The organism is Bacillus sp. FSL L8-0654, from assembly GCF_038629965.1.
Classification (GTDB): Bacteria; Bacillota; Bacilli; order Bacillales; family Bacillaceae; genus Bacillus; species Bacillus safensis.
In genome coordinates, this window is the sequence record NZ_CP152026.1 from 596,394 (window position 1) to 610,521 (window position 14,128).

General features: G+C 39.6%; 20 protein-coding genes. 11 read left to right on the forward strand and 9 right to left on the reverse strand.

Going from position 1 to position 14,128, the window contains the following annotated elements; all coding sequences use genetic code 11:
* Positions 1-19 precede the first annotated feature (19 nt).
* Together MHH65_RS02960 and tatC are read left to right on the forward strand one after the other, a co-directional pair.
* Entirely contained in the window at positions 20-199 is a 180-nt protein-coding gene (locus MHH65_RS02960) for a twin-arginine translocase TatA/TatE family subunit (protein WP_008355689.1), read from the forward strand.
* 6 nt (positions 200-205) lie between these two features.
* Positions 206-964, forward strand: a complete 759-nt coding sequence (gene tatC, locus MHH65_RS02965; protein WP_098676753.1) for a twin-arginine translocase subunit TatC — start codon at positions 206-208, stop codon at positions 962-964.
* Positions 965-1,002: 38 nt separating this feature from the next.
* Here tatC and MHH65_RS02970 read toward each other — a convergent pair whose 3' ends face one another.
* From MHH65_RS02970 to MHH65_RS02980, 3 genes are read right to left on the reverse strand one after another with little or no spacing between them, the layout of a single operon-like run.
* On the reverse strand, positions 1,003-1,629 hold the full coding sequence (locus MHH65_RS02970) for an NUDIX domain-containing protein (protein ID WP_046314200.1): 627 nt from the start codon (positions 1,627-1,629) through the stop codon (positions 1,003-1,005).
* Positions 1,630-1,685: 56 nt separating this feature from the next.
* Complete coding sequence (locus MHH65_RS02975) at positions 1,686-1,880, reverse strand: YdiK family protein (protein WP_003213897.1); 195 nt, start codon at positions 1,878-1,880, stop codon at positions 1,686-1,688.
* The gene (locus MHH65_RS02980) at positions 1,877-2,611 is read right to left on the reverse strand and encodes a CPBP family intramembrane glutamic endopeptidase (RefSeq protein WP_024424466.1); all 735 of its coding nucleotides are present in this window, start codon (positions 2,609-2,611) and stop codon (positions 1,877-1,879) included. Before MHH65_RS02980 ends, MHH65_RS02975 begins: the two co-directional genes overlap by 4 nt.
* A gap of 229 nt (positions 2,612-2,840) precedes the next feature.
* Between MHH65_RS02980 and groES the strand changes: the two genes are divergently transcribed.
* The 6 genes from groES to MHH65_RS03010 all read left to right on the forward strand — a co-directional run bounded on the left by groES (position 2,841) and on the right by MHH65_RS03010 (position 6,842).
* The gene (gene groES / locus MHH65_RS02985) at positions 2,841-3,125 is read left to right on the forward strand and encodes a co-chaperone GroES (protein WP_024426730.1); all 285 of its coding nucleotides are present in this window, start codon (positions 2,841-2,843) and stop codon (positions 3,123-3,125) included.
* Between the two features lie 53 nt (positions 3,126-3,178).
* Positions 3,179-4,813, forward strand: a complete 1,635-nt coding sequence (groL, locus tag MHH65_RS02990) for a chaperonin GroEL (protein WP_024424467.1) — start codon at positions 3,179-3,181, stop codon at positions 4,811-4,813.
* Between the two features lie 138 nt (positions 4,814-4,951).
* Entirely contained in the window at positions 4,952-5,083 is a 132-nt protein-coding gene (locus tag MHH65_RS02995; protein WP_255290936.1) for a hypothetical protein, read from the forward strand.
* 108 nt (positions 5,084-5,191) lie between these two features.
* Positions 5,192-5,644 carry a MarR family transcriptional regulator gene (locus tag MHH65_RS03000; RefSeq protein WP_041116013.1) on the forward strand — a complete coding sequence of 151 codons (453 nt, stop codon included), beginning with the start codon at positions 5,192-5,194 and terminating at the stop codon, positions 5,642-5,644.
* A 20-nt stretch (positions 5,645-5,664) separates the two neighbouring features.
* Positions 5,665-6,183: a GNAT family N-acetyltransferase gene (locus MHH65_RS03005; RefSeq protein ID WP_046314197.1), complete on the forward strand. Its 519-nt coding sequence runs from the start codon at positions 5,665-5,667 to the stop codon at positions 6,181-6,183.
* Between the two features lie 20 nt (positions 6,184-6,203).
* The gene (locus MHH65_RS03010) at positions 6,204-6,842 is read left to right on the forward strand and encodes an FMN-binding negative transcriptional regulator (protein ID WP_098676706.1); all 639 of its coding nucleotides are present in this window, start codon (positions 6,204-6,206) and stop codon (positions 6,840-6,842) included.
* A gap of 110 nt (positions 6,843-6,952) precedes the next feature.
* On the opposite strand, the gene MHH65_RS03015 is transcribed toward MHH65_RS03010, so the two are convergent.
* Positions 6,953-7,489 carry a hypothetical protein gene (locus tag MHH65_RS03015; RefSeq protein ID WP_024426726.1) on the reverse strand — a complete coding sequence of 179 codons (537 nt, stop codon included), beginning with the start codon at positions 7,487-7,489 and terminating at the stop codon, positions 6,953-6,955.
* A 244-nt stretch (positions 7,490-7,733) separates the two neighbouring features.
* Between MHH65_RS03015 and MHH65_RS03020 the strand changes: the two genes are divergently transcribed.
* Positions 7,734-8,168: a hypothetical protein gene (locus MHH65_RS03020; RefSeq protein ID WP_024426725.1), complete on the forward strand. Its 435-nt coding sequence runs from the start codon at positions 7,734-7,736 to the stop codon at positions 8,166-8,168.
* Positions 8,169-8,198: 30 nt separating this feature from the next.
* On the opposite strand, the gene MHH65_RS03025 is transcribed toward MHH65_RS03020, so the two are convergent.
* The 3 genes from MHH65_RS03025 to MHH65_RS03035 form a co-directional block, all read right to left on the reverse strand.
* Entirely contained in the window at positions 8,199-8,549 is a 351-nt protein-coding gene (locus MHH65_RS03025) for a DUF4064 domain-containing protein (RefSeq protein ID WP_025092751.1), read from the reverse strand.
* A 138-nt stretch (positions 8,550-8,687) separates the two neighbouring features.
* Positions 8,688-9,155, reverse strand: a complete 468-nt coding sequence (locus tag MHH65_RS03030; RefSeq protein WP_098676705.1) for a hypothetical protein — start codon at positions 9,153-9,155, stop codon at positions 8,688-8,690.
* A gap of 124 nt (positions 9,156-9,279) precedes the next feature.
* Complete coding sequence (locus MHH65_RS03035) at positions 9,280-9,954, reverse strand: hypothetical protein (RefSeq protein ID WP_024424477.1); 675 nt, start codon at positions 9,952-9,954, stop codon at positions 9,280-9,282.
* A gap of 209 nt (positions 9,955-10,163) precedes the next feature.
* Between MHH65_RS03035 and MHH65_RS03040 the strand changes: the two genes are divergently transcribed.
* Positions 10,164-10,532 (forward strand): RlpA-like double-psi beta-barrel domain-containing protein, encoded by a 369-nt coding sequence (locus tag MHH65_RS03040; protein ID WP_024424478.1) that lies wholly within the window; start codon positions 10,164-10,166, stop codon positions 10,530-10,532.
* A gap of 73 nt (positions 10,533-10,605) precedes the next feature.
* Positions 10,606-11,655: a hypothetical protein gene (locus MHH65_RS03045; RefSeq protein WP_098676704.1), complete on the forward strand. Its 1,050-nt coding sequence runs from the start codon at positions 10,606-10,608 to the stop codon at positions 11,653-11,655.
* Between the two features lie 214 nt (positions 11,656-11,869).
* Here the strand turns inward: MHH65_RS03045 and MHH65_RS03050 are convergent, their stop codons facing one another.
* Together MHH65_RS03050 and MHH65_RS03055 are read right to left on the reverse strand one after the other, a co-directional pair.
* Positions 11,870-12,241, reverse strand: coding sequence for a carboxymuconolactone decarboxylase family protein (locus tag MHH65_RS03050; protein WP_056767484.1), 372 nt, complete (start codon positions 12,239-12,241; stop codon positions 11,870-11,872).
* 274 nt (positions 12,242-12,515) lie between these two features.
* Positions 12,516-14,048 (reverse strand): multicopper oxidase domain-containing protein, encoded by a 1,533-nt coding sequence (locus MHH65_RS03055; protein WP_268413420.1) that lies wholly within the window; start codon positions 14,046-14,048, stop codon positions 12,516-12,518.
* Between the last annotated feature and the right edge of the window lie 80 nt (positions 14,049-14,128).

Consider the following 14,128-nt stretch of genomic DNA (forward strand, 5'->3'; position numbering starts at 1 on the left):
GGTAAAGGGGGTGGAGCAAATGGGTCCGATCGGTCCTGGGAGTTTGATTCTGATTGCGATTGTAGCGCTCATTATTTTTGGGCCGAAAAAGCTTCCTGAATTAGGAAGAGCAGCAGGAGATACACTACGTGAATTCAAAAATGCCACAAAAGGCTTAGCTGATGATCAGGAAGAAAAAAAGAAAAAAGAAGATCAGTAGAATAGGATGAGCTTCATGAATGTCAAAGATATGCCGCTTATGGAGCATATTGTGGAACTGCGAAAACGTTTAGTGATCATTGCGATGTTTTTTGTCGCCTTTATGGTGGCTGGTTTTTTTCTCGCGAAGCCGGTCATTGTGTATTTACAAAATACCGATGAAGCGGCAACACTCACGCTGAACGCATTTAAGCTTACAGATCCACTGTACGTGTTTATGCAGTTCGCATTTGTCATTGCTTTGGTTTTGACGTGTCCCGTTATTTTATATCAGCTGTGGGCGTTTGTGAGTCCTGGCTTATATGAAAAAGAAAGAAAGGTGACACTTGCTTACATTCCGATTGCACTGCTTTTATTTTTGAGCGGTGTGGCTTTCTCTTATTTTATTTTGTTTCCGTTTGTCGTCGACTTTATGATGCGAATGTCGAATGATTTAAATGTAGAGCAAGTCATTGGGATTCATGAGTATTTTACATTTCTGATGCAGTTAACACTTCCATTTGGCTTTTTGTTTCAGATGCCCGTCGTGTTGATGTTTCTCACAAGACTTGGTATCATCACACCGATGTTTTTATCAAAAATACGGAAGTATGCCTATTTTGTCCTCCTTGTCATTGCCGCACTTATTACACCGCCAGAGCTTGTTTCTCACCTCATGGTCACCTTGCCAATGCTCGTTTTATATGAAGTGAGCATTATCATTTCGAGAGTGACCTACCGCAAAATGCAGCAAACAGAGGAGAAAGAAAAACATTATGTTTCATAAAAAAGCATCATGATCCAATGAGGATCACGATGCTTTTTCTATTGTATAAGAAATTGATTGATCGCGTGAAAGAGGTGCTCATAATAGGCGGGCACATGCGGGACAAAATCATGAACACCCACTTCGATGCTTTTCTCACGTCGTTCTTCATTTGCATCAACTTGAAAGCCCTCGATTCGAATTCTTTCAAATGTCCCTGTTAACAGCTGCTGCGCATCAAGCAGCTTTGCTCTGTAGAGACCAGCGACTTCTTCTTTCTGTAGATGAACTTCCATGTGCTCAACTTGATTCATATAAAGGTACACATGGCAGAACTCACGATCGATGAACGAAGGCATATGGATTTCATCCTGTATGACACCTGCAAAGGTGAGGTTCTCAAAAGGGATGGAAAGACCAAGTTCTTCTTCTACCTCTCTTAAGCCATCAGAAGGCTGTTCATCTGCGAGAAGATGGCCCGCTGCGGTGATATCAAACAGAGAAGGAAAATCCTTTTTTGCGGGACTTCTTAGCTGAAAATAGAGATATACGGTGTTATGCTCTTTTTTAAGAAGCCAGAAATGAAATGTTTCATGCCAATGGCCTTGGGCGTGGACAACTGAACGAGCGGCAGCTCCAATTGTTTCATGCTGATCATTGAATATACGAAGTTTTTCATGTTCCATGAAGATACATCCTCCATAAAAAAACCATTTTCCAACAGTGGAAAATGGTTTTTAATTTATTTTTGCTGCTGTTTTTTGAGTTTGACAGAGAAGGCAAACATTTTAAGCGCGATATTGATATTATAGGCCGCAAACACCATCAGCAAAATACTGTAAAATGACCACATGTCACCTGGGTTTTGAATGGCCATATAGGTGAAAGCCACACCTACGGCAAAATAAATGATGCCCCATACGACTGGGTTTCTCATGAGAAAAAGCCTCCAATAATCATTTGCATGGTTTGAGATTGTTCTTCAATCATTTTTTTCACTGGCTCAATCTGCACAAGAACGACAAGTGAATTCATCAGCATGTGAGCGCCGATTGGAACAATGATTCGTTTTGTTTTCGCATATAAAAAGGCAAAGGTAAAGCCCATTGCGGTATAGAGCAAGATATGGGGAAAATCATAGTGTACAGCAGCGAAAACCACTGAACTGGCAAGTGCTCCAATGAAGAAATTCGTTTTTTCATAAATCACACCAAAGATGATTTTACGGAAAATGATTTCCTCTAAGATTGGACCAATCAGGGCGATGACAATGACAAGCCAAGGAACGGCATCCATAATGGATAAAATGGTTTGCGTATTTTCTGACTCACGGCCAATGCCGAATGCATATTGTTCAATCGCCCCCGCAATTGATTGTGCAAAGAGGGAAAGAAAGAAACCGCCAATGATCCATGCGATAGCAGAACCGATTGAAACTGGCGCTTCATTTCGCAGTGAAGCTTTTGGGACGGTTCGAAGGATGAGCAGAATAATGATTAATCCGATACAAAAACTGATGATTGTCCACGTTCCTGATAATTTTGAAAGCTCTGTTTGAGTCATCGGTGATTGAATGAATCCCAGCCACTTCATAATGAGCACATAAGGAAACGCAGAAACCTGCACCAATATATACGTTAAGATGATGTACCAATATTGTTTTTTCAAGTAACGAAAACCCCTTTACTAAAAGAACTAGATTTATTGTAACACAAGTCTCCTTTTTCGATGAAAAGGAAAGAATCTGAGATCAAAAAAGATCGTGAAAGCGTAAAAATTTTTAAAGGTTTTTACTTGAAATTGCAGAAGACATTCTTTATTATAATAAATGTGTTAGCACTCTCTGGTGATGAGTGCTAAAAAAGACTACATATAAAAATTGAGGAGGTTGTTTCTTATGTTAAAGCCATTAGGCGATCGCGTAATCATTGAACTCGTTGAATCTGAGGAAAAAACCGCTAGCGGTATTGTTTTACCGGATTCTGCAAAAGAAAAACCGCAAGAAGGTAAAATTGTTGCAGCAGGTTCAGGGCGTGTACTTGAAAGTGGTGAGCGCGTTGCGTTAGAAGTAAGCACAGGCGACCGCATTATCTTCTCAAAATATGCAGGCACTGAAGTGAAATATGAAGGCAAAGAATATTTAATCCTTCGTGAGAGCGACATTTTAGCTGTTATTGGCTAATCACATAAAAAATTGAGATAAATTTTTAAAAAGACTGAGGAGGTTTCGTTATTATGGCAAAAGATATTAAGTTCAGTGAAGAAGCACGTCGCGCGATGTTACGCGGTGTAGATGCACTTGCAGATGCTGTAAAAGTAACTTTAGGACCTAAAGGACGTAACGTGGTTCTTGAGAAAAAATTCGGTTCTCCACTTATCACAAATGATGGTGTAACGATTGCAAAAGAAATCGAATTAGAAGATGCATTTGAAAACATGGGTGCAAAACTTGTGGCTGAAGTTGCAAGCAAAACAAACGACGTAGCTGGTGACGGTACTACGACTGCAACAGTTCTAGCTCAAGCGATGATCCGTGAAGGTCTGAAAAACGTAACAGCTGGTGCAAACCCTGTTGGCGTGCGTAAAGGGATCGAAGAAGCAGTGAAAGTAGCACTTGAAGGCTTGCACGAGATTTCTAAACCAATCGAAGGCAAAGAATCAATTGCTCAAGTTGCGGCTATTTCTGCAGCAGATGAAGAAGTCGGCAGCCTAATCGCAGAAGCTATGGAACGTGTAGGTAACGACGGAGTTATCACAATTGAAGAATCTAAAGGATTCACAACTGAGCTTGAAGTGGTTGAAGGTATGCAATTTGACCGCGGATATGCTTCACCATACATGGTGACGGATTCTGATAAGATGGAAGCGGTTCTTGAAAATCCTTACATCTTAATTACGGATAAAAAGATCACAAACATTCAAGAAATCCTTCCTGTACTTGAGCAAGTTGTACAACAAGGAAAACCATTATTGCTCATTGCTGAAGATGTAGAAGGCGAAGCACTTGCAACTCTTGTTGTGAACAAACTTCGTGGTACATTCAACGCAGTGGCAGTAAAAGCACCTGGATTCGGTGATCGTCGTAAAGCAATGCTTGAAGACATCTCTGTTCTAACTGGCGGAGAATTAATCACAGAAGACCTAGGACTTGACCTGAAATCAACTGAAATCGGTCAGCTTGGCCGCGCGTCTAAAGTTGTTGTGACAAAAGAAAACACAACAATCGTAGAGGGCTCAGGAGATTCTGCTCAAATTGCAGCACGTGTGAACCAAATCCGTGCTCAAGTAGAAGAAACAACTTCTGAATTCGATAAAGAAAAATTACAAGAACGTCTTGCAAAACTAGCTGGCGGCGTCGCTGTCATCAAAGTTGGTGCTGCAACTGAAACAGAACTAAAAGAGCGTAAACTACGCATCGAGGATGCACTGAACTCAACTCGCGCAGCAGTTGAAGAAGGTATCGTATCCGGTGGTGGTACAGCACTTGTGAATGTATACAACAAAGTCGCTTCAATCGAAGCTGATGGTGACGTTCAAACAGGTGTGAACATCGTTCTACGTTCTCTTGAAGAGCCAATTCGTCAAATCGCTCACAACGCAGGTCTTGAAGGGTCCGTTATCGTTGAGCGCTTGAAAAACGAAGAAATTGGCGTAGGCTTCAACGCAGCAACAAACGAATGGGTAAACATGATCGAAAAAGGAATCGTTGACCCAACAAAAGTAACTCGCTCTGCACTTCAAAACGCAGCTTCTGTAGCAGCAATGCTTCTAACAACTGAAGCAGTCGTTGCTGACAAACCAGAAGAAGGCGGCTCAGGCGGCGGAATGCCGGATATGGGCGGCATGGGTGGAATGGGCGGAATGATGTAACACCCTCGAAAACCCCTTGAAATATAGGGGTTTTTGTTATGTCTTCATGAATTTGATCACATGCAATAAAAAGTATCAGGGCTGCTGAATTGAAACCTTTACTGCTTTTCAACCGTTAAAATAAGAGCAAGTGATTTCATGGGTTTTTACCCGATACGGTATTTTAAAAAGAAAAGCGGTGATCATATGGGCTTCACTACATGGGTAGCGATTATTGTTGCACTGGCCGTTGTGTTTGGAGTGTTTGGATCAAAGAAGCGTGATAAATAAAAAACCCACTTCCAATTGGAGGGTGGGTTTTTTATTGCAAATACAACATTAATTGGTTATACTAATTTTAGTTGTTTGTTGTAAATGCAACAAAAGGAGTCGAGGTACATGAAAGAGATTTTGCGGGAGATCGGCGTGATTGCTCGTGCGCTTGATTCCATAAGTAATATTGAATTTAAAGAATACGATTTAACGAAGGGGCAGTATTTGTATCTTGTGCGTATTTGTGAGGAGCCTGGTATCATTCAGGAAAAGCTGGCGGAAATGATTAAGGTGGATCGAACTACGGCGGCTCGGGCTATCAAAAAGCTAGAACTGCATGGGTTTATTGAGAAAAAAGAGGATCGTGTGAATAAAAAAATCAAAAAGCTGTTTCCAACTGAAAAAGGGGAAACGGTCTACCCAATGATCAAACGAGAACATGATTATTCGAATCAAGTGGCGCTCAGTGGGTTTTCTGAGGAAGAAGCGGAACAGATTTATGAGTATCTTCTAAGGGTGCGAAAGAATATAGAAAAAGACTGGGAAGATGTGAAAAAAGGGATAAAGAGAAGCTACTAATTAATAAGGAGGGCGACTTTATGACCGTCAATTTCATTCGGTGCAATGTACAACATGTAAAGGAGCTACAGAAAATAGGGATCAATACGTTTAAAGAAACCTTTCTGGATCAAAACAAAGTGGAACATATCGAAGCTTACGTGAAGACAGCTTTTCACCTAAACCAGCTGTTAAAGGAATTACAGCACCCTTCTTCACAGTTTTATTTTGTTCAAGTGAATGGGGAAGTAGCTGGTTATTTGAAGATCAATATGAATGATGCCCAATCAGAAGAGATGGGGAGTGACGCGTTAGAGATTGAAAGAATTTATATCAAGCAGTCCTTTCAAAAGCAAGGATTAGGCAAATATTTAATCGATCAAGCCATTGAAATTGCGAAAAATCATCATAAACGGGATGTTTGGCTTGGGGTGTGGGAGCACAATAGAGCGGCCATCGCTTTCTATCAAAAGCATGGGTTTGTTCAAACAGGGGTGCACGCCTTTCTCATGGGGGACGAAGAGCAAATGGATTTCATTATGACCAAAACATTGAGGTGATCAAAAAGGGGGAAGGGTACATGCATGTTCCATCATTTTTTCAAGTGAAAGATATGGAGAAAATCAAATCATTTATTCAATCTCATTCATTTGCAACAGTTGTGACGACATCGAATGGAAAGCCCATTGCGACACATATTCCGTTGAGTTTTCATCAAGTTGACGATTCGTATGTGATCTCAGGGCATATGGCGATTGGGAATCCTCAGTGGAAAACGTTTGAAGAGAGCGAGAAGACGCTCGTCATCTTTCAAGGGCCGCATGCCTACATATCCTCTTCATGGTATGAAAAAGAAGCAGTACCAACATGGAATTACCAGGCTGTTCATGTTTATGGAAAGGCGGAACTGCTTGAAAAATCGGAACTGGTTAAGGAATTAACCACAATGCTGGAGACATACGAAACTCACAGAGAACATCCAGTGTTATGGGATACGTTGTCTGAGGAACTGTTAGAGAAGCAAATGAAAGGCATTGTAGGTTTTAAAATCATCATTGATGAAGTTCAGGCAGCTTTCAAATTAAGCCAAAATCGCCACGAAAGGGATTATGACCGCATCATTGAAAAGCTGGAGGCAGAGGGTGAAGTGGAAATGGCTGAGGCGATGAAAAGAGAGTTCCGTGTAAGAGGCTTCTCGAAAGATCAGTTATTCTTATGAAGCGCTAAAAATGAATGAGAACGTTACTTAAACACTTTCTTCTAGGAAAGTGTTTTTTTGTGATGATAAATAAAAAAGCCCTCATCATTCAAGGGCTTTAATGAAACAAATTATTTTACTTTAACTGTGAAGGTTACATCTTTACTATTCATGTAATCGTCAGTTGTGACATTTCCAAATTTCAGCTTTAATTCTTTGATATTTTTAATGTTGATCTCTTTGCCCTCAGGAGCTAAGAATTGAATAACACCATCTTGTTTAACGCCACCTTCAACTTCGCCACCAATATCACCATCAGTCATAAACATATTGGCATCTAATTGCATGCTTCCAGCTACAACTTTACCTTGATCTGGATAGAAGTTTAGAACTTTATCTGTTGTATTTTCGATATTCATCCCAACATTGATTCTATCCTTCATAATTTTAATCTCGCCAAGGTTTACTTTCATTCCTTGAGCAGTTGTTTTGTGTTTGCTCGCATTTATTTTCTTTGAACCATCGTCTTTTTTGTTTTTTGATTGTGTTTTTGTGCTTGTAGACTCTTTTTCTTTAGATGCACCTGTAGACACATCTTCTGTTGAGCCGCAAGCAGCCAGTGTAAATGTTAGCCCTAAAGCTAAAAATAAAGCATAGAATTTCTTCAAAATGAAAATCCCCTTTTGTTTAATTTATATAAGCGTCCTGTGCTTATATATTGATCATGACTATTATAATAGGATAAAAGTACTTGTAAATCAACAAAAAATGATAAAAATAGAAAATAATTGTTTTGGATTGTTTTTTATAAACCAGTTAGCTTAAAATTACATAAAATCCACTTCTTGTGACTTAAAACGAACTTGAATTTCCTTATAATAGAATTATTATAAGGGATTGGGAGTGATTGAGATGGAAGGTTCGTCAATCAAGACGGTTAATAGAGAGGATCAACATGAATTCTTGTTTCTGAATATATCTTCAAATACAGTTGGGGCTCTTTCGAAGGAATCTGCTGAGAGGATTCTAAGTGAGAGGGATACCGATGAAATACACCAATTGATGTATGTTCCTATTGAAATTCATGAAGATCTCAAATGGCTGATTCATTCTTTGCATAAAGCCATCATGGATGAAAAAGATGTACGTGTCGTTCTTGAATTGGCTGATCTACTCTATTTCTTTGTTGTCCCTGCTTACAAAGAAGAATTGATGAGCCAAGAAGATTTGTCACACATGGTGAATGATATATTATTTATGTTGGATCTTTGGACAGATGAAAACATAATAGAGTTAGTTGATGCCATTCAATATGAATTACAAAGAGTAGAGAGAAAAGGCTTGTAGAGCAATCTCTACAAGCTTTATTCTCTATTTTTATGCAGTTGTGTTATTGACGACAGGCTCTTTTCTAAACACGCCCATGCAGCCTGCAATGATGATTAATACAGCTGGAAGGATGAAGAACATAGAAATAGAAATAATGCCGCCTACAGCAGATACTAATAATAAAATTCCACCAAGCTTTGCTTTTTTCTTTACAATGACAGATGAGACAATGGCAAGAATAGAGAAAAGCATTGCTGCCCAGCCTAATCCTGTAATTTCACTCGTGCCTGAATCGCTAAATGCTGCATCGATTCCTCCGAAAGCAAGAGCGAACATTGCGCCGAAAAATCCAAAAATACCTCCAATTAAACCTAAAACAAATTCAGTTGTTCTTTTCATGATACTTTCCTCCGATATGTAAATAAGAATTGTTGGTACTTAAGAACCAACACAATCTTACTAATCGGCATTCTTTTCATAAAGTTAATAGTTTTGTTAAAAAAAACAAGAAAATCCATAAAGGATTTTCTTGTCCAATTATTGGGCTCTCTCCCAAGTGATTCTTGTTTCATTGGTTGTTTTCTTTCCCTTTGCCAGCACCTTGCCGTTTTCTTGTTTTACGGTGATGTTTAGGTCATAAAAGGAATAGAGGGCGCCGAGGCTGTCATTTTCCGGTTTATGAAGATTGTTTTCTTTTTCAGTTGATGCTCCAATGGCCAGCGTTTTTGCAAAGTTTAAACCGATGACTTCAGCGTAATCACTATTGGTATCAGAGGAAGCCGTTACGTTTAAAGAAATGACTTTTTTCTTTTGATCAACGGTGATGTCAGTGTCTTTGATGAGTTTAGACTGTTCCATCACTTCTTTCGTTTCCTTTTGAATGCGTTCATTAATCGTTGGAAGTGCCTTAGATTCTGGTTTTTGTTCTTTTGTCGTATTTGAGCAAGCTGCTAGAATGGAGAGACTTGCAACTAGACTCATGAAAACAAGTAGACTTTTTTTCACGTTCGTTCTCCTTTTTTCTTCGAATGATGTATGTTTATGTTACCACGAATCGTTGTTTTGATTAAAAGAGAAGTGTTGATAAGCTGTGAACAATAAAAAGCACCCAATGGAGGGTGCTTTTTTCTTATTGTGCTGAAAGGCTTGTACTTAATGGGATAGAAGAAATGACGGTGAATTTAGGAGCTGCGGCACCGGATTCTAAATTTTTACGTAAAAGCGATGATTTGATTGACCCATCCCAATTTTTATAGACACTTCCTGATGTATTTGCGCGAAGTTGTACATTCGAAAAGCTTGCTTGTGAATAGCTGTTTGTTCCATTATCCTGTACGCCATGTACCATTTTGACAACATCAAGGTTTTTCAGACGGCTAGGGTTGTAAACAGGCTGCTTATAGCGCAGTTTCCCATTGACATATAGTGACACCGTGCCATCACCATTGTTGATGAGCTTTAAGTTGACACGTGCGCCATCTTTAATACTTGTATCGTATTCGCTGTTCCAGTATTTACTGCCGCCTTGTGAGCCGCTGCCTAGAAAAACTTTATAGCCAGAAGACGTTTTTGAAATACCGCTCTCTACTACAGCAGAGCCGAGACCGAGATACCAGTCCGCATAGCCGTTTTTAATGGTGGCTGTTTTCGGAAGGACAATATCAGCAGAGATACCTGACCATTTGGCTTCATCTGTTTGCGTCACAATGGCGCCGTGACGAGGACTAGCCGCTGAGGCAGGAAGACTTGAAAACATCAAAACGAAGGCCAAACTTACAATCAAAACGGTGAAACACTTTTTCATGAAAATTCCCCCTTAAATTTGATTCACTTTTATTATATAAAATGAAAGAGGGGGGCTGCTTACCATGTTCTGACTGTTTATGGTAGTATTTATGAACTTTATCGGTCATAAAGTGGTCAACTTGTATTTGAATTGTAATGTATCTGTAAAATAACTGGGTTCATCTTCATGTATAATGAGTGCAGAAACCAAAAACGGAGGATTTCTTAATGAATAAAAAGCTTATCACGACAATCGTAACAGTAGCTAGTTTATTTTTAGCATTCAGTTTCTCACATGGAGCAAGTGCAAAAAAAGTAAGCGGCAATATTACTTGGTATAATGGTGTCGGCAAAAAAGGCGCAGATGGAAAAAAACTCGGTCATTGGGATGCAGCAACTAAAATGGGCTTTGACGTACCGAAAAAAGGTACAAAACTAAGAGTGACAACAAAAGCGAAACCACATAAAGTGATTACAGTATATAAATATGATGTAGGCAGAATGCCAAATGCTGTACTAGACGTAAGTCCAAAAGCATTCAAAGCACTTGGGTATAAAACAAGTAAAGGTGTCGTAAAAGGGCATTACACTTATTAATACATAGGCATGCAAAGAAGCGGGAAAAGTTCATTTTCTGGCTTCTTTTCTTGTAGAGAGGGTCTGAAAGGCAATGAAAAAATCAACATGGTGGATCATCACAGTCATTGGCGTCGCAGTGATTGCGGCAGTTATTTTCTTCATGATGAAGCCTGGACAAGAAGCGAAACATACAGGAAAAGTCAAAACAAATCAAGATGCAAAAGACGAATTGCTCGTTTCATTTACAGATCAAAAGTTAAACAATACTTATTACTTGCATGATCGGGCGCTTCATACGGAGAAACTGACAGCATATCCTTCGATTGCTTATGATTCTACGAAACAGGTTTTATATTACACGTATACGGATGAAGACACGCAAAAGGTGAGTATTCGGGAATTAAATGTGAAATCTGAAGAAGAAAAAACACTGTTTACGAGTGATGATTCTATCGACAGTATGAGGCTGTCTGGTGACGGAAAGAAGTTATTTCTAAGGTATAACAAGGATTCTGGAGAGCAATTTTATGTCGCATCTTTTGATTTGAAAACACACAAAATGAAAGAGCTGTATCCGGAAAAAAGCAAGGATGATACGGTGAGTTCTTTTGCATATGATCCGACTTCGAATGATTTGGCGATCCAGCATTATTCTTTAAAAGAAGATTATCAAAAAACCGATGAAGCAAATGAAAAGGGCAGAGATCCTGAACCAACAACCATGAAAATCACCCTTCAAACAGGTGAGAAGGGGAAACGCATTGCACGTATCTCACAAACGATCAATGATATTTCATTTTCTCCAGATCATAAGAAATTGATTTATACAGAAGTAAAGGTTCGTAAAGAAAAAGAAATATCCTCGATTAAGTTGCTTGATGTAGAAACTGGAAAAACGACGACACTCGTTAAAAACAGCCAGGATGTTCATATTTTAAGTGCTGCACAGCCGCAATTTTCTACGGACGGGTCGTCTGTTTATTTCTTAGGTGTTGCAAAAAACGCAGAAGAATTAAAGGATGACACCGGACGAAAGGCGAAGGTAAGAACGATTTTTGAATACAATATGAAGAAGAAAACGGTGGAAGCCGCTTGGGAGAAGGATGGCGGAATCGTTAACAATTTCACTGTCAATCGATAAAGGAAACGTTCAGTTACTTATATAACTGGACGTTTTTTTATTTTGTCACTTGAAATGCTGGAGAAATGGTGGATTTATAGATGGAAAATCAATTTTTAAGCAGTGATACGAGGGCTATTTTCATATTTTGCTTATGTGACAGAGGAAAAGAAAAAGAGTAATATGAGTGAACATAAAAAAACGAGAGGACTGATGACATCTCGTTTTCTCTGTTTTATTTGTTTTCATCTAATAAGTTTTGAAAGATAAACAGGGCATTAATGGAGTGAGGGAAACCAGCAACCTTTGTACAGTGTTTAATAATCTCCATAATCTCTATAACAGAAAGTCCGATATGTAATGCTTGTTCAAAATGAGTCTTTAACTCTTCATCACAATTGCCTTTTGTGATGAGGGAAGATAATGTGCTGATGGCCTTTTGTTTTTCATCTAATATGAAGTGATTGAATTCTTTTTGTTCACTGAGTTCAATGGTTAGTTGTTCAATGTTTGACCGAATGCTCTCGTTTTCATAAATTGAAAGCTTCTCTCTGTTACCTGCCGCTGTTTCTTGTTTGACCTGGCAAGTCTCTTTTTCTTCATTCAAATTGAACTCCTCCGTTTTTTATCGCAATTTTCCATTTGTTCGTTCATTATGGCTTATGTGCCTTTTGATAGATGTAATGGGTATATAGTAGTATTATCGGTTGCTGCGTCAACATTTTAAGTATGGAATGCTCCTCAAAGGAATGATTCATGCGATTTATTTTTCCATTTTGAAATGGATCATAAAAGGGCTAATGACTGGATGTCCGTTAGCCCCTTTGTAATCAGCAGTTTCATACAAGTTATACGCATTTGGCGGAAGAGTGGTTTCATTTTTACTGAATGATATCCATCGGCCTCATCATGTCATAATCTTCATGTTCTAAAATATGACAATGCCACACATATCGGCCGCTGTATGGAACAAATCGAGCAACGATCCGAATGACTTCACCTGCATGCGCCTGAATGGTGTCCTTGTAGCCTTGTTCATGTAAAGGAGGCGCTTCGTTTGGTCCTGTATATACGATTTCTCCTGTCGATTGATAGACTTCTGTATCAAATGGTCTTCTGTCTAAAACCCTAAATTGAACAAGGTGCAAATGAATAGGGTGTGTCCCTCTTGTTGGATTGACGATAGACCATACCTCTAGACTGCCAAGACGAGGATTTTCAGTGACAGGATCATTCCAAAAATGGTTATCGAGCAATAGGATAGGGCGGCCGTATTTATCCTGTGTGCCGGTAAGTGTGAGTGTACGCTCTCTATCAGCTCGACTTGGCCGAAGCGGTGGCAGCGGTTTAAAAATCGGACGTAATGTTTTAGGTACTCTCCCTTTTAGTGGACGTGTGACTTTGAATTGCATAATGTTCGCATCTGTTTCAGGATTCACATTCTGTCCGCAGCCGGCTGTATTTTTGAGAGTGATCGTTTTGTTTTCGTAAGCTGAAAAGTCGATGATGACATCGAAACGTTCAGCAGGCGCGATGCTAAATGATTGATGGCGAACAGGTCTTGGCAAAAAGCCCCCATCGGAACCAATTTGCAAGATTGTAGCGTCATTATCTAGATGCAGCTCGTAAGTTCTAGTATTGGACGCATTTAAAATACGAAAACGGTATTTTCGCGGCTCTACTTCTAAATATGGCCATACTTTTCCATTGACTAAGATCGTTTCTCCACAAAAAAAGGGCACGATGGATGGGTCTGGTATGTCACTGTCCTCTGGCGTATCGTTTGGTCTGCTAGGATAAAACAGTGAGCCGTCCTCCTGAAACGTCCGGTCCATAATCATTAAAGGAATGTCATAGTCATCTTTCGGAAGCTCTAAAGACTTTTCAAATGCATCTGAAATCAAATAAAACCCAGCTAAACCGGCGTACACATTTAGTCGTGTCAGTGCCATTGCATGATCGTGATACCACAATGTGCAGGCTTGCTGATGATTTGGATAGACGTAAGTCTCTCTTTCAAAAAAAGGACCGGTTGCTTCAAAGTCCCGTGAAAACCAGGCCTCTGGGTAGCCGTCACTGCTTGCTGGTGTGACGCCGCCATGCAGATGAACGACTGTTTTCACCTCTGGTTCATCGTGATGACCGGAGTGGATGGTGTGATCGACAGGCAGAAAATGTTTCAATGGCAATTTGTTCATCCATTTCACTTTGACCTTTTCATTTCGATTGGCTTTAATGGTTGGACCAGGCAAGCTGCCATTATAGGTCCATAGCTTGGTTGGGGGCAGGTCTCTATGAACTTTTAAGAATACCTCCTCCATAGCAATTTCATAATACGTTTGTCTTGGGTTCTTTTTGACGGGCTCCGCGACTTCTGGAATTGGAAGCTCGTCAACAAATTTTTCTAGGTTCATGTTGACTAATCCTCACTTAAATTCAATTTGATACAGTATAAGTGCGGACATCCAAATAGGTGAATAAAATAAAAAAACCC